Origin of the sequence: Pseudomonas sp. CCC3.1 (genome assembly GCF_034347405.1) — a bacterium.
Lineage (GTDB): Bacteria > Pseudomonadota > Gammaproteobacteria > Pseudomonadales > Pseudomonadaceae > Aquipseudomonas.
In genome coordinates, this window is record NZ_CP133778.1 from 3,294,052 (window position 1) to 3,308,354 (window position 14,303).

13 protein-coding genes are annotated in these 14,303 nt (G+C 59.4%); 5 read left to right on the forward strand and 8 right to left on the reverse strand.

Annotated features, from left to right (window positions below; genetic code table 11):
- Positions 1-13 precede the first annotated feature (13 nt).
- The 3 genes from RHM56_RS14515 to RHM56_RS14525 are packed head-to-tail and all read left to right on the forward strand — an operon-like array spanning position 14 to position 3,756.
- Positions 14-316, forward strand: coding sequence for a sarcosine oxidase subunit delta (locus RHM56_RS14515; RefSeq protein WP_322233226.1), 303 nt, complete (start codon positions 14-16; stop codon positions 314-316).
- On the forward strand, positions 313-3,210 hold the full coding sequence (locus RHM56_RS14520; RefSeq protein WP_322233228.1) for a 2Fe-2S iron-sulfur cluster-binding protein: 2,898 nt from the start codon (positions 313-315) through the stop codon (positions 3,208-3,210). Before RHM56_RS14515 ends, RHM56_RS14520 begins: the two co-directional genes overlap by 4 nt.
- Positions 3,211-3,213: 3 nt before the next feature.
- Complete coding sequence (locus tag RHM56_RS14525; protein ID WP_322233231.1) at positions 3,214-3,756, forward strand: sarcosine oxidase; 543 nt, start codon at positions 3,214-3,216, stop codon at positions 3,754-3,756.
- A 102-nt stretch (positions 3,757-3,858) separates the two neighbouring features.
- Here RHM56_RS14525 and RHM56_RS14530 read toward each other — a convergent pair whose 3' ends face one another.
- The 4 genes from RHM56_RS14530 to RHM56_RS14545 all read right to left on the reverse strand — a co-directional run bounded on the left by RHM56_RS14530 (position 3,859) and on the right by RHM56_RS14545 (position 8,300).
- Positions 3,859-5,649, reverse strand: a complete 1,791-nt coding sequence (locus tag RHM56_RS14530) for an EAL domain-containing protein (RefSeq protein WP_322233233.1) — start codon at positions 5,647-5,649, stop codon at positions 3,859-3,861.
- Positions 5,650-5,678: 29 nt separating this feature from the next.
- The gene (locus RHM56_RS14535; protein ID WP_322233235.1) at positions 5,679-6,047 is read right to left on the reverse strand and encodes a response regulator; all 369 of its coding nucleotides are present in this window, start codon (positions 6,045-6,047) and stop codon (positions 5,679-5,681) included.
- Entirely contained in the window at positions 6,047-7,762 is a 1,716-nt protein-coding gene (locus tag RHM56_RS14540; RefSeq protein ID WP_322233237.1) for a PAS domain-containing sensor histidine kinase, read from the reverse strand. Before RHM56_RS14540 ends, RHM56_RS14535 begins: the two co-directional genes overlap by 1 nt.
- A 94-nt stretch (positions 7,763-7,856) precedes the next feature.
- A complete protein-coding gene (locus tag RHM56_RS14545; protein ID WP_322233239.1) occupies positions 7,857-8,300 on the reverse strand; it encodes a helix-turn-helix domain-containing protein in 444 nt (147 codons plus the stop codon).
- A gap of 80 nt (positions 8,301-8,380) precedes the next feature.
- On the opposite strand from RHM56_RS14545, the gene RHM56_RS14550 reads away from it, so the two are divergent.
- Positions 8,381-8,872: a DUF2938 domain-containing protein gene (locus RHM56_RS14550; protein WP_322233241.1), complete on the forward strand. Its 492-nt coding sequence runs from the start codon at positions 8,381-8,383 to the stop codon at positions 8,870-8,872.
- Here RHM56_RS14550 and RHM56_RS14555 read toward each other — a convergent pair.
- Both RHM56_RS14555 and RHM56_RS14560 read right to left on the reverse strand, forming a co-directional pair.
- The gene (locus RHM56_RS14555; protein WP_322233243.1) at positions 8,869-9,042 is read right to left on the reverse strand and encodes a hypothetical protein; all 174 of its coding nucleotides are present in this window, start codon (positions 9,040-9,042) and stop codon (positions 8,869-8,871) included. The two genes, RHM56_RS14550 and RHM56_RS14555, sit on opposite strands and share 4 nt — an antisense overlap.
- Before the next feature lie 164 nt (positions 9,043-9,206).
- Complete coding sequence (locus tag RHM56_RS14560; protein WP_322233245.1) at positions 9,207-10,091, reverse strand: LysR family transcriptional regulator; 885 nt, start codon at positions 10,089-10,091, stop codon at positions 9,207-9,209.
- A 110-nt stretch (positions 10,092-10,201) separates the two neighbouring features.
- Between RHM56_RS14560 and RHM56_RS14565 the strand changes: the two genes are divergently transcribed.
- Positions 10,202-11,626, forward strand: coding sequence for a mechanosensitive ion channel family protein (locus RHM56_RS14565; RefSeq protein WP_322233247.1), 1,425 nt, complete (start codon positions 10,202-10,204; stop codon positions 11,624-11,626).
- Positions 11,627-11,748: 122 nt separating this feature from the next.
- On the opposite strand, the gene ycaC is transcribed toward RHM56_RS14565, so the two are convergent.
- Together ycaC and RHM56_RS14575 are read right to left on the reverse strand one after the other, a co-directional pair.
- Positions 11,749-12,378 carry an isochorismate family cysteine hydrolase YcaC gene (gene ycaC, locus RHM56_RS14570; RefSeq protein ID WP_322233249.1) on the reverse strand — a complete coding sequence of 210 codons (630 nt, stop codon included), beginning with the start codon at positions 12,376-12,378 and terminating at the stop codon, positions 11,749-11,751.
- A 65-nt stretch (positions 12,379-12,443) separates the two neighbouring features.
- Positions 12,444-14,282, reverse strand: a complete 1,839-nt coding sequence (locus tag RHM56_RS14575; RefSeq protein WP_322233251.1) for an amidohydrolase — start codon at positions 14,280-14,282, stop codon at positions 12,444-12,446.
- Positions 14,283-14,303: the final 21 nt, after the last annotated feature.

Below are 14,303 nucleotides of genomic sequence, written 5' to 3' on the forward strand. Positions count from 1 at the left end.
CCCGGAGCACGCAATGAAAATCATGATGTGCCCGCTCAACGGGCCCCGCAATATCAGCGAGTTCACCTACGGCGGCGAGTTCAAGGTCATGCCCGACCCCGTCACCTGCAGCGACAGTGAATGGGCCGACTACGTGTTCAACAGCGAAAACCTCGCTGGGGTGGTGCGCGAGTGGTGGATGCACACCCCGTCCAGCTACTGGTTTGTGGCCGAGCGACACACCGTCAGCGATGAAGTGCTGCGCACCTTCGACCCCAAAGAACTGTTTACCCGCCGTGTCGAGTTCAGCACCGCCGCCAAGGAGATTGCAGGATGAACCGCCTCCCCGCCCCAATGGGTCTGCTGATCGACCGCAATCAGCCGCTGGATTTCAGCTTCGACGGCGAGCGCTATCAAGGCTTGCAAGGCGACAGCATCGCCAGCGCGCTGCTGGCCAACGGTCGCTTCCTGATCTCCCGCTCGTTTAAATACCATCGCCCACGCGGTCCGCTGACCATGGCCGGGCAAGATGCCAACAGCCTGGTGCAACTGCCGCAAGAGCCCAACGTGCTGGCCGATGCGCAGCCTTTGACCTCGGGCTTGCAAGTCAGCGCGCAAAACGTCAGCGGTTCACTGGACAACGACCGCGATGCCTGGCTGGGCACGTGCTCGAAATTCATGCCGGTGGGGTTTTACTACCGCTCGTTCTACAAGCCCAAGGGCATGTGGAAGATCTGGGAGCCGCTGATTCGCAAAAAGGCCGGTCTCGGCGTGCTCGACCTGAGCTTCAAGCCCGAGTATTACGACAAGGCGTATCTGTTCACCGATCTGGCAGTGATCGGCGCCGGGCCTGCCGGTTTGCAAGCGGCCCTGACCGCCGCCAATGCCGGGGCCAACGTGCTGCTGATCGAGCAACAGCCGGTGCTCGGCGGCTCGCTGACCTATGCCCGCTTCGACGTGGCAGGCCTTCAAGCCGACGCCATGCGCCATGCTTTAGTGACAGCAGTGGAACAGCACCCCAACATTCAGGTGTTGAGCAGCGCCACCTGCAACGCCTGGTTTACCGACAACTACCTGCCGGTGATTCAGGGCAAGCGTCTGTACAAAGTGCGCGCCCGCCAATGCCTGGTGTGCAGCGGGTCTTTCGACCAGCCGGTGATCTTTCGCAACAACGACCTGCCGGGCGTGATGCTGACCAGCGCCGCGCAACGCTTGATGAAGCTGTATGCGGTCAAACCCGGCAAACGTGCGGTGGTGCTGACCGGCAATGACGACGGTTACCTGGCTGCCCTCGATTTGCATGATCAAGGAGTCGAAGTCGCCGCGCTGATCGACCTGCGCGCCGCGCCGGGCAACCTGGCGTTGCGCGAAGCCGTGCTGCAACGGCAGATCAAGTGCCTGAACAACAGCACTGTCTACGAAGCCCTGCACGAAAAAGGCATGCGCCATGTGACCGGAGTTGAGGTGCGCACCATCCTCGCCCAAGGCCGGGTGGCCGACACCGGCAAACGTCTGGACTGTGACGTGCTGTGCATGTCCGCAGGTTATATGCCGGTCTATCAATTGCTGTGTCAGGCAGGCGGCAAACTGGCATATGACGATAAACGCGCCGAATTCACCCTCAGCGGCCTGCCGCACAGCCTGCAAGTCGCGGGTTCGGTCAACGGTCGTCATCAACTCGACAATGTTCTGGCCGACGGCGCCAATGCCGGGGCGGGTGCAGCACGTGCACTTGGCTTGGTGGTCGAGGAGCAACCGACGCGTTTCAACGCCGAAACACCCGTCAACTTTAACTGGCCGATTTTTCCGCACCCCAAGGGCAAAGACTTCGTTGATTTCGACGAAGACCTGCAAGTGGCCGACATCGTCAACGCCACCCGCATCGGCTACCGCGACGTGCAACTGGTCAAGCGCTACTCGACCGTGGGCATGGGCCCGTCCCAGGGCCGCCACTCGGCGCTGCCCACCGCACGGCTGGTGGCGTGGGCCACGCAGCGCAATATCAGTGAAACCGGGGTCACCACCGCGCGGCCGCCGTTTGTCGCGGAGAAGCTGGCGCATGTGGCCGGGCGGGCCTTTGACCCGTATCGACAAACCCCCATGCACGCCCGTCACCTGCAAGCCGGAGCCAAAATGATGCCTGCCGGCATCTGGCAACGCCCGGCCTACTACGGCTCGGCCAAAGACCGCGAGCCGTGCATGCAGGCCGAAGCCCTGCACGTGCGCAACAAGGTCGGCATCATCGACGTGTCGACCTTGGGCGGCCTCGATGTACGCGGCCCGGACGCCGCAGAACTGCTGAACCGGATGTACACCTTCGCCTTCCTCAAACAGCCGGTCGGCCGCTCGCGCTATGCCTTGATGACCAACGAACACGGGGTAGTCATCGATGACGGCGTGTGCGCACGCTTTGCCGAACAACACTTCTACGTCACCGCCACCACCAGCGGCGTGGACCGCATCTACCAGCAAATGCTCAAGTGGAACGCGCAATGGCGCCTCGACGTCGACATCACCAACGTCACCGCCGCGATTTGCGCCGTCAACGTAGCCGGGCCCGACTCACGCAACGTGCTGGAACAGCTGTGCACTGACCTGGATTTAAGCGCCAGCGCATTTCCTTACCTGGGCGTGCGCCAAGGCACGGTGGCCGGGATCAAGGCGCGCTTGCTGCGGGTCGGTTTTGTTGGCGAACTGGGCTATGAAATCCACGTCCCGGCCCGTCACGGCCTGGCACTTTGGGATGCATTGATAGACGCTGGCAAGGCCTTCGACATCCGCCCGTTCGGCGTCGAAACCCAGCGTTTGCTGCGCTTGGAAAAAGGCCACGTCATCATCAGTCAGGACACCGACGGCATGACCCACCCGGCCGAAATCGACATGGGCTGGGCAGTCAGTCGCAATAAACCGTTCTTCGTCGGTCGGCGCTCGGTCGACATCCTCGAAGCCCAGCCGCTGAAACGCAAACTGGTGGGTTTCAGCCTGCCAAAAGGCAGCGCACAACCGCTTGAAGGGCACCTGGTGCTCAACGGCCCGGACATCAGCGGCAGCGTCACCTCGTGCGAATACTCGGCAAGCCTTGGCAAAATCATCGGCCTGGCGTACGCCAGCATCGACCAGAGCACGCCGGGGCAGCGCATTCCGATCCGCGTTGAAGGCGGCGTGATCGTGCATGCCGACATCGTACCCCTGCCCTTCTTTGACCCCGAAAACCAGCGCCAGGAGCTTTGACCCATGACCAGCCTGAGACAAGTGCCTTTGAGCGGCTGCACCCTCACCGACCTGACCGACCTGCCCCGGGTCGGTTTTCGCGGCGCCGACAGCGCCGACTACCTGCGCGGGCGCGACTTCGTGCTGCCCGACAGCCCCAACCGCGCGGTTATCCAAGCCGATGGCAGCCTCGTGGCGCGGCTGTCGCACACCGAATACCTACTGCTCGGAGGCAACGACCTGGGCGAACGCATCGCCGACGAAGAAGCGCGCTGGGAAATGGACCACCAGGCCAACTACCTGCTGCCACGCCAGGACAGCCACGCCTGCTTTGAGCTCAGTGGCGAGCGCCTGAGCCAGGTCATGGCCAAACTGTGCGGGGTGGACCTCAGCGCCCAAGCCTTTGGCATCGGTGCCGTGGCCCAAACCTCAGCAGCGCGGATCAACGTCATCGTCATCAACTCGGGCAGCGCGGCGCACCCGCGTTTTCACATCCTGTTTGATCGACCGTCCAAAGCGTACTTCCATGAAGCGGTGGTGGATGCCTTGCAGGAGTTTGCGCATTAAGACCCCTGCGTAGGAGCGAGCTTGCCTCGCGATCTTTTGATCTTTTAAAAGATCGCGAGGCAAGCTCGCTCCTACAGTTAAGGCAGTGCATGCAGGGGCTCCTCAGGTAAAACACCTCGGCTCGCGCAACAAGGCTTCCAGTTCATGGGTCGGTAGCGGCCGGCAAAAAAGGTAGCCCTGGACCTGGTCACAGCCGTTGTCGGTCAAGAATGCCAGCTGTTCGCTGGTTTCTACGCCTTCTGCAATGACCTGCAAGTTGAGGCTGTGGGCCAGTTCGATGATGGTTCGGGCAATCGCCGCATCCTGGGGGTTGTGGGTGACTTCACGTATGAAGGCGATGTCGATTTTCAATTTATCAATCGGAAAACGGCTCAGGTACGCAAGGCTCGAATAGCCCGTACCAAAGTCGTCGATGGAGATTTTAAGACCGATGTCGCGTAACGCCAGCAAGCTGGCGATGGTGTCGGGGGTGTTCACCATCAATGAGCTTTCCGTCAGTTCAAGTTCAAGCCATTGCGGCTCGACTTGATGCTCTTTGAGCGAGCGCTGGATATCGTCCACCAGATCGCCATCGGTTATCTGGTGCGCCGACACGTTGACCGCTACCTGCACGGGCTCCAGGCCTGATTGCTGCCAATGAGCAATTTGCTTGCAGACGCTGGCAGTGACCCACTGCCCCACCCGGGATATCAGCCCCAACCCCTCAAGAATCGGCACGAAGACGGCTGGCGACACCGAAGGCAAACCCGGCCGGTGCCAGCGCAACAAGGCTTCAACCCCGCAAATCTGACCGTCGCTCAGGCCGATCTTGGGCTGGTAGTACAGTTCGAATGCCTCCTTTTTAACCGCCTCGCGCAAGGCAATTTCCAGTTCTTGACGCGCCTGGACTTCGACGTTCATTTGCGCGGTGTAAAACCGATAGGTGTCTCTGCCCGCTTGTTTGGCGCGGTTCATCGCGGTGCTGGCCTGTTTGATCAGGCGATGCGCGTCGGCACCGTCATCAGGGTAAAGGGCAATGCCGAGGCTGGCGGTCATTGTCACTTCATGGTCCTGGATCCTGAACGGCTCGCGCAGGACTTCACGGATGCGCTCAACCATTTGCCGGGGCCCTGACTGGCCTTTGCGAATCATCAGGATCAAGGCCAGCTCATCACCATCCATGCGCCCCAAGGTGTCGCTGACGTTAAGGCAGTTGGACAAGCGCTGGCTGAACTCGGCCAGCACCTGGTCACCCACCAGATGCCCCCAGCTGTCGTTGATGCTTTTGAAGTCGTTGAGATCAACCGTGCACACAGCCAGTTGCCAACCTCTGAGCGCAGCTTGGGTCAGGCCCATTTGCAACGTGGTGTAGAACAGGTTGCGATTGGGCAAGCCGGTCAATGGGTCGTAGTTGGCCATTTTCATCAGGCGTTCATCAGAGCCCATGGCGGAGCGAAACCTTTCGACGTCGATGGTGCGCTTTTGCAGTTGCTGTTCGAGCATCAAGGTATGGACGATCTGATAATCGCCAAAGGCCTTGAGCCGCAGCAGGTTGCGCACCCGCAGCCACAACTCGGCACTGATCACGGGTTTGCTGAGGAAGTCTTCGGCGCCCGCTTCAAGCCCCAGAATCCGCGCACTCTGTTCCCCCAGGGTCGACAGCATGATGATCGGGATGTTCGCGGTCGAACTATTCGCTTTCAACTGACGTGCCACTTCATAGCCGTCCATGCCCGGCATCATGACGTCAAGCAGGATCAAATCGGGCGGTTGTTTCGCGACCATCTCCAAAGCGGCTTCGCCTGAGTTGGCGGTCTGCGTCAGATAACCCTGATTCTGTAACAACACTTCCAGCAGTTTTCGGACACTGACATCGTCGTCGACAATTAACAGTGTGGCGGGCGTGGTAGACATGAAAAGCCCTCAAATAAGAGGCTGTTGAATTATGAATGGGCCAGCAGCGTATCGATCACCCGGTACAACTCTTTGTAGCGCAAGGGTTTGATGATGTAAGCATTGCAGCCAGCCAGACGGGTTTTTTCTTCGTCGTCTTTCATGGCCATCGCGGTCAGTGCAATGACCGGAATAGCCGCTGTACGGGCATCCTGTTTAAGCTGCAAGGTCGCCGTAAGGCCGTCCATGCCAGGTAGCTGGATGTCCATCAATATCAATTCAGGTTGGCACTCGCGGGCCAGAGTCAGGCCGGTTTCTGCATCCGTGGCGCGCAACACACTGTGGCCTGCATTGGCTAGCAACAAGCAGGTCAGACGCATATTGGCGGCGTTGTCTTCAACAACCAGAATAGTGGCCACTATGCCTGCGCCTGCGTCAAACGCCGAATCGGCAACCACACCACAAAACGCGCACCCAAGCCCTCATGGCTGGCCACCGCGACACTGCCACCGTGCAACTCGGTCAGTTGCTTGACCAGCGCCAGTCCAAGCCCCGAGCCTTCAAATTTGCGCGCCAGGCTACTGTCGATTTGGGTGAACGCCTTAAATAGCTTGTCCATGCTGCTCTGAGCGATGCCAATACCTTTGTCGCTGACACTCAGCTCCAAAAACTGTGCGTATTCGCTGTCTGGAATGTCAAAGCCATACGTGGGCCAATCCCCCTCAAAAAGACCCACTTGATGACTGGCAACCTGGCGTACAGCCAAGGTCACCAGGCCACCGGGGGCGCTGAATTTCACGGCATTGGCCAACAGGTTGTAGACGATTTGCTTGGTCTTGCGCAGATCCAGTTCGAACTCACCGAAATCGGTTTCGACTTCGAGCTTTAACTGAATCCGCTGCAACGCAGCTTTCTCGCGCACGATCAACAAGCTATTGCTCAGCAGGCTTTGCAAGGGAACGGGTTCCAGCTCCAGTTCCATCATTCCGGCCTCGACTTTGGACAGGTCGAGAATGTCATTGATCAGCGACAGCAAGTGCTGGCCACTGTTGAAAATGTCGCCAATGTATTCGCGCTGGGTGTCGCTCATATCACCGACCATTCCATCCCTGAGCGCCTCGGAAAAACCGATCACCGCGTTCAGCGGCGTACGCAATTCGTGGGACATGGTGGCCAGGAACTCGGACTTCATGTGACTGGCATGCTCCAGTTCGATGTTCTTTTCTTCGAGGGTGCGTTCAAAACGCTTGCGCTCAGTGACATCACGGGCGGCAGCGAACACGCCTTGCAGTTTGCGATCGCGGTCATGAAAGGTCGCAGCGTTATAGGAAACCACCGTCTCGGTGCCGTTGTAGGCCCGCACCGTCAGTTCGTAGTCGCTGACTTTGTTTTCGCTCAGCACCCGTTTAATCGCCGCCTCGGCGCGGGCCGGGTCCGTGAAAAAGTTTTTGCACGGTGCGCCAATCAATTCGTCGCGGGTGCGCCCGGTCAACGCCATCATCTGTTTGTTAACGTCGGAAATGATGCCTTGGGGGTCGGTCATCATTAGCGCATCGATGTTCGATTCGATCAGTGAGCGGGTATAGAACTGTTGATCGCGCAGACGCTGGTCGAGCAAGGCTTGAGTCGCTTCCTCCTGCTTGCGCGCGGTGTTGTCGGTGCCGATCAGTAAATAACCAATGATGGTCTCGGCGCTGTCACGCAGCGCGGTCACTGAAACCATGGCAGACAGGCGGCTGCCGTCCTTGCGGATGTAGGTCAGCTCATAAATGTCTTCGATGCCCCTGGAGGCCTTGAACACCAGGGCTTCAAACCCTGGAGTGATCGGTGTATCGAGCTCAAGGCTAAGGGCCGCAGCGCGGATAATCAGCTCCTGAGGATCAGAGATATCAGCAGGGGTAATCAGATTGACCACGTCTTCAGCTTGATAACCGAGCATGCGTTCGGCGCCGACGTTAAAGATTTGAATCACGCCTTTTTCGTCGGTCGCAATGCTGGAGAAATAAGCGCTATTGAAGATGGCGTCTTGCAGCGCACCGGTTTTAAGTAAGGTTTTTTGCCGGCGAAACTCAACAATCTTTTCAGCTCGCGATCGAGGTTCTGTGGGTGGACTATCAGCAGGCGGGTTGTCCATCGTTATGAATCCCTATAACGGGCGAATGGGTTCATTTGTGGATGGAGTAAAGCACCCTTATCGAGATTTCACCACGCGCCGGCTGTTTGCTGCCTCAATCATTAGGCCCGGCCTCTTTGCGCTGTAATGCAGAGTGTGTGTGTGGCCTGTCTTCGCGGGACGCTTCTTTGAGCAAACGCTGAAAACTTGGGCATTCCACATGGCTTGCCGCAGGGCAGACCGCTGCCCGGCGAAGCTCATCACGGGCCAGGCTGAGCCTTGCAATCGTGCGGTCCAGCTCGTCAGCCTTGTCTGACAGACGCTGGCGATCAAGGGCCGTCTGCCCCTGCGCGATCATCTGCGCAATATCTTCCAGAGAAAACGTCAGCGATTGGGCGAGCGTAATCAACGCCAGCTTTTCCAGAACGTCCGCGTTAAATACCCGGCTCAAGCCACGGCGTCCCACCGACCGAATCAGTCCTTTTTCTTCGTAGTAGCGCAAGGTCGAGGCCGCCACCCCTGAACGCCTTGCGACCTCGCCAATCCCCAGCTCTTTCATGCTTGACCTCAAGTCGACTTGAACGTTGACACTGCTCAATTCAAGCAATCAGACAACGCGTCAGGCAAGGGGTATTTGAGATGAATAGCATCGGATGGATGGTTAGCGTACTGGGAGTGGGTGTCGGCGCAACCCTGTTTATGGATGCAGTGGCGCTGATCAAAAAGCGTTTTTTTGCGCAGCCGTCACTGGATTACCGACTCGTAGGGCGCTGGTTGGGGCATATGCTCGACGGGCAGATTCGTCATCCCGCTATTGCAGCCGCCGCCCCTACCCGGCATGAACGACTGGTGGGCTGGCTGTTTCATTACCTGACGGGGATTGTCTTCGCCGCGCTGCTCGTCGTAACCGTGGGCAGTGACTGGTTGAACGCACCCACGCTGATGCCCGCCGTGTTAACGGGACTGTTCAGCATCGCCGCCCCGTGGCTGATCATGCAGCCTGCCTGGGGTATGGGCGTTGCGGCTTCACGCACGGCAAAACCAGGTGTGGCCCGGCAAAGAAGCCTGGTCACACACCTGACCTTTGGTCTGGGGCTCTATCTAAGCGCGTGGTTACTGGCTGTCATTTAGCGCTGGCCGCCCTGACCGCCGCCACCACCCTGGCCAAAACCACCGCCACCGCCACCGCCACCATGGCCACCACCGCCGCCACCGCCCGGCGGCATAAACAGCCAGCAGCCCGACAAAGAGGTCAAGAGAACCGCAACAACGGCGGCTTTTACGACGTGATTCAACTTCATTACAGCGCTCTCAATTTAACAACAATGGGGTATCCATCGATTGTGCGGTCTTATACCGGAGCCTCCTGCGGCCATCGCTGATTTTTACCTAACTTCACACATTCCTTGCCCATCTCAACCGTTCTCCCCCGTAGTCGTCGTTTTCAGCACCTGGGGGCCGCACCTCAACGCAGTTGCAGGCGCTCACGCAAAAACTCGATCAACGCCTGCACGGGCCGTGCCCCCTGGCGATGCTGCGGATACACCGCCGACAGTTGCAGCGGCTCGGGGCAAAAGTCCTCCAGCACCGGCACCAGTTGCCCAGCCTGCAAAGCACCCTGCACGATAAACGTCGGCAGGTAGGTGATCCCCATTCCGGCAATCGCCGCATCCTTGAGCAACTCACCGTTGTTGACGCGCATCCGGCCCGTGACATTGATCAACACCGCTTTGCCCTGCACCACAAAACGCCATTGCACCTGACGCCCGTGGCCGTAGGGCAAGCAGTCATGGCTGTGCAGCGCTTCGGGCGTCAGGGGGGTGCCGCGTTCCGCCAGGTACGCAGGGCTCGCACAATAGACCCGAGCGATACGGCTGAGGCGGCGAGCAATCAGGGTCGAGTCTTCCAGAACCCCAATGCGCAATGCCAGGTCGTAGCCCTCGCTGAGCAAGTCGACTGCGCGGTCGCTGAGGTCGACTTCCACGGTGACAAGGCGGTTGATTTGCAAAAATTCGGGCAGCAACTCACCCAAATGAGTGATTGCAAACGACAGCGGCGCACTCAAACGAATGATGCCGCGCAACTCGCTGGTTTGCCCGGCAATCCCCTGCTCCATGTGTTCGACTTCACTGAGCAGGCGCAACGCCGATTCGTAATAGGTCTGGCCCAACGGCGTGACATCCAGTCGCCGGGTCGAGCGATTGAGCAAGCGCACACCCAGCCGTTGTTCAAGCTGCATCAATCGACGGCTGACGAACTGTTTGGACAGCCCCAACTGCTCGGCAGCAGCGGTAAAACTGCCAGAGTCCATGACCTGACAGAAAATTCGCATGTCTTCGTAAGGGTTCATTGTCCCGCTCGGGTTGACAGTAAAACCCCTTATAGCCGCTTTCGAGTTTGCCTGCACCCGGCTAATCTCATTGCCTACGGGATGCTTCCATCCCCTCTGCGGAGCGGCCCATGCCTGATCTTTACCGTCACCCCCTGCTATGGAGCGCGCTGGTACTGGTGATCGACGCCCTGCTTTGGCACCTCGCGCCCTGGCAGCACCGAGCTGCACGGGTCGGGCTGCGCCTGGGGCTGTTTGTGCTGTTCAGCGCGCTGATCATAAATGCCGGAATCAGCCCCTTGCAGGCGCCCTTGCAAGGCGATGACAGTGTCGCGCATCTTGGGGCCACCGCATTGGGAATCGGCTGGTGGCTGTACGCGGCCAGGGTGTTCACCGAAGTCATCGGCCTGCTGTTGATGCGGCGCATCGGCCACAGTGGTCACTTGCTTCAGGATGTAGTCGGGGCGCTGGTGTTTCTGGTGGCCATTGTGGCCGCTGCCGGGTATGTGCTGGAACTGCCGGTCAAAGGCCTGCTCGCAACCTCCGGGGTGGTGGCCATCGTGCTCGGTCTGGCGCTGCAAAGCACGCTGAGTGACGTGTTTTCCGGCATCGTGCTCAACACCACCAAACCCTATCAGGTGGATGACTGGATCCAGATTGACGGCATCGAAGGCAAAGTGCTGGACATCGACTGGCGCTCCACGCATCTGCTGACCAGCACCGGCAGCACGGCGGTGGTGCCCAATTCGGTCGCCGCCAAGGCCAAGATTGTCAACCTGAGCCGCCCCAGCAACATGCACGGCGTGTCAATCAGCCTCCAGGTACCCAACAATATTCGCCCACGCCGCGTGCTGGACGCGCTGGATCGCACCTTACAGGGCAGCAACAGCTTGTTGCTGACCCCGGCTCCCAAAGCCTGGTTCAAAGACGCGGGCGAAAGCATGTCCGAATACGTCATCAGCGGGTTTATTGCCGAGCTAAGCAGCAAAACCGAGGTGCGCAATCAACTGTTTGATCTGGCTCACCGCCACCTGGAAGCCGCCGGTATTTCGCGTCAACTGGACGGTGTGATCGAACCCGCCAGCCGTGCCCGGACGCTGATCAATGAGGTGAAAATCTTCCGTTCACTGGCCGATGAGGAGCGCGAGCGGCTGGCGCAGGCCATGACCGCGCAGCAATACGCCGCTGGCCAAGTGGTGCTGGGCGCGGGCGACATCCCTGAGAGCTTGATGGTGATTGCAACAGGCGTGATCAGCGTGACGATTGCCGGTGAAGACGGGCCCATCGAAGCCGGGCGCATGGGGCCGGGAGAAGTGATGGGAGAACAGAGCATGCTCGACGACACCCCGTCCAAAGCCCGCTTCACCGCGCTGACCTCTTGCATCATTTACCGGGTCGACAAAGCCCTGACCCGCGAATGCATGCAACAGCGCACCGAGGTGACCCAGGCGCTGCACAAACTGCAAGCAGTACGCGAACAAAGCAGCCGCCTGGCCCTGATGGCCAAACCGGCACCGATCAAGAAAGGCGGCTTTTTGGGGTGGTTGAAGCGTTAATCGCCTGCTCGCCCCTGTTTTTGCACAACGACAAACCCTCTGTAGGAGCGAGCTTGCCTCGCGATCTTTTAATAGATCAAAAGATCGCGAGGCAAGCTCGCTCCTACGGGCAGTGTTGTGCCTTACCTCGCGCTTTGCGCCGTATAGCTGTTGATCAGGTTGCGATAGTTGGGAATGCGTTGCGACAACAGGTTGGCCAGGCCTTCCATGTCGTTGCGCCAATCACCTTGCAGCTCACACGCCACCGAAAACCAGTTGAGCAGTTGCGCACCGGCGGCAGTCATCCGCGCCCAGGCTGCCTGCTGCACCGTTTCGTTGAAAGTGCCCGAGGCGTCGGTCACCACAAACACGTCAAAACCTTCGGCCAGTGCCGACAAGGTCGGGAACGTCACGCAGACATCCGTCACCACACCGGCAATGATCAGTTGTTTGCGCCCTGTGGCCTTGATCGCCTTGACGAAGTCTTCGTTGTCCCACGCATTGATCTGGCCCGGACGCGGAATGTACGGCGCATCCGGGAACAGCTCCTTAAGCTCGGGCACCATCGGCCCGTTCGGCCCGCTTTCAAAGCTGGTGGTCAGAATGGTCGGCAGGTTGAAAAACTTGGCGACATCCCCCAGCGCCAGCACGTTGTTCTTGAACTCATTGGGCGAGAAGTCCTGTACCAGCGAAATCAGGCCCGTCTGGTGGTCGACCAGCAGCACCACCGCATCATCTTTGTTTAAGCGCTTGTAAGCGGGACCGTTGCTCATGTGTAACTCCTTGGGATCAAACGTTGTGGAATGCGCCAGCCCGCAAGGCCGACGCGAAGGGACATTCAGAAAGCGAAACACGAACAGCCAAACGCGCCCCAAAAGCCTTGGAAATCACTGACCGGGACATTGGAAACACGCGCGCGTTCATGGCGGTGGGAATGCACGGCACAGGGCCCGCTGCATTGATGCACCTGAGCCTGCAGGGGCGCGCTCGGGCGCCAGTGCCCTGGCACGCTGACCACCGGCGACCAGTCCGGCAGCACCGGCACGCTGGCCGGGCCCAGGCTCGAAAAATCACCAGCGGCGTATACCACCTTGCCGCCAACCACCGTCAGCACTGACTCGATCCACTTGATGGCTTCTTCATCGACGCTGAAAAAATCGGCACTCAAGGCCGCTACATCCGCCAGTTGCCCGACCTTGATCTGGCCCTTCTTGCCCTGTTCCGAGGAGAACCAGGCGCTGCCATGGGTGAACAGCTCCAGCGCGGTCAAGCGAGGCAGGCCTTCCTCGTGCAATGAAAGGCCGCCGACGGTGCGCCCGCTGACCATCCAGTACAACGATGTCCACGGGTTGTAACTCGAGACGCGGGTGGCGTCGGTGCCCGCCCCTACTGGAATGCCTTCGGCCAGCATGCGCTTGATCGGGGGCGTGGCTTCGGCAGCTTGGGCGCCATATCGCTCAACAAAATACTCACCCTGAAACGCCATGCGGTCCTGAATCGCAATGCCACCACCCAGCGCCCGCACCCGCTCGATGTTTTGGGGGGTGATGGTCTCAGCGTGATCAAAAAACCACGGCAAACCCTTGAACGGGATGTCTCGGTTGACGCGTTCAAACACATCCAGCATGCGCGAAATCGATTCGTCGTAAGTTGCATGCAAACGAAACGGCCAGCGTTGCTCCACTAAATGGCGTACCACTGGTTCCAGTTCGCTTTCCATGCTGTGCGCCAGATCCGGGCGCGGCTCCAGGAAGTCTTCAAAATCAGCCGCCGAAAACACCAGCATTTCCCCAGCGCCGTTGTGCCGCAGGTAATCGTCGCCCTGGTGCAGGGTCACGCTGCTGGTCCAGTTTTTGAAGTCAGTCAGTTCCTGTTTAGGCTTTTGGGTAAACAGGTTGTAAGCGATGCGCACAGTCAGTTGCTGGTCTTTGGCCAACTGCTCGATCACGGCATAGTCGTCTGGGTAGTTCTGAAAACCGCCGCCCGCATCAATGGCACTGGTCAGGCCCAAGCGATTGAGTTCACGCATAAACTGGCGGGTCGAGTTGACCTGGTACTCCAGTGGCAACGTCGGGCCTTTAGCCAGGGTCGCGTACAGAATCATGGCATTCGGGCGCGCCACCAGCATTCCGGTGGGTTCGCCATTGCGGTCGCGCACAATCTCGCCACCCGGCGGGTTCGGGGTGTCGCGGGTGTAACCGGCCACACGTAACGCCGCTCGGTTGAGCAAAGCACGGTCATAGAGATGCAGCACAAACACCGGGGTATCTGGCGCCGCCTGATTCAACTCTTCCAGGGTCGGCATGCGCTTTTCGGCAAACTGGAACTCATTCCAGCCGCCCACCACCCGCACCCATTGCGGCGTCGGGGTGCGCTCAGCCTGCGCCTTGAGCATGCGCAAGGCATCCGCCAGCGAGGGCACACCCTCCCAGCGCAGTTCAAGGTTGTAGTTCAGGCCGCCCCGGATCAGGTGCAAGTGCGAGTCATTGAGGCCGGGGATCACGCAACGACCCTTGAGGTCGATCACGTGGGTATTCGCCCCGCGCAAGGCCATCGCCTGCGCATCGGTGCCCACCGCGACAAACCGGCCATCGCTGATCGCCACGGCGCTGGCGTGCGGGTTTTCTCGGTCGACGGTAGTAAACCGGCCATTGAACAGAATCAAGTCGGCGTTCATTGCATCTCCTTCGACAACGTC

What these genes read in the sequence shown, in the direction of transcription:
- RHM56_RS14525 (WP_322233231.1), top strand. Translation starts at nt 3,214, where the DNA reads ATGACCAGCCTGAGACAAGTGCCTTTGAGCGGCTGCACCCTCACCGAC.
- RHM56_RS14565 (WP_322233247.1), top strand. Translation starts at nt 10,202, where the DNA reads ATGCCTGATCTTTACCGTCACCCCCTGCTATGGAGCGCGCTGGTACTG.
- RHM56_RS14530 (WP_322233233.1), bottom strand. Translation starts at nt 5,649, where the DNA reads ATGTCTACCACGCCCGCCACACTGTTAATTGTCGACGACGATGTCAGT.
- RHM56_RS14540 (WP_322233237.1), bottom strand. Translation starts at nt 7,762, where the DNA reads ATGGACAACCCGCCTGCTGATAGTCCACCCACAGAACCTCGATCGCGA.
- RHM56_RS14560 (WP_322233245.1), bottom strand. Translation starts at nt 10,091, where the DNA reads ATGAACCCTTACGAAGACATGCGAATTTTCTGTCAGGTCATGGACTCT.
- RHM56_RS14545 (WP_322233239.1), bottom strand. Translation starts at nt 8,300, where the DNA reads ATGAAAGAGCTGGGGATTGGCGAGGTCGCAAGGCGTTCAGGGGTGGCG.
- RHM56_RS14550 (WP_322233241.1), top strand. Translation starts at nt 8,381, where the DNA reads ATGAATAGCATCGGATGGATGGTTAGCGTACTGGGAGTGGGTGTCGGC.
- RHM56_RS14515 (WP_322233226.1), top strand. Translation starts at nt 14, where the DNA reads ATGAAAATCATGATGTGCCCGCTCAACGGGCCCCGCAATATCAGCGAG.
- RHM56_RS14555 (WP_322233243.1), bottom strand. Translation starts at nt 9,042, where the DNA reads ATGAAGTTGAATCACGTCGTAAAAGCCGCCGTTGTTGCGGTTCTCTTG.
- RHM56_RS14520 (WP_322233228.1), top strand. Translation starts at nt 313, where the DNA reads ATGAACCGCCTCCCCGCCCCAATGGGTCTGCTGATCGACCGCAATCAG.
- ycaC (WP_322233249.1), bottom strand. Translation starts at nt 12,378, where the DNA reads ATGAGCAACGGTCCCGCTTACAAGCGCTTAAACAAAGATGATGCGGTG.
- RHM56_RS14575 (WP_322233251.1), bottom strand. Translation starts at nt 14,282, where the DNA reads ATGAACGCCGACTTGATTCTGTTCAATGGCCGGTTTACTACCGTCGAC.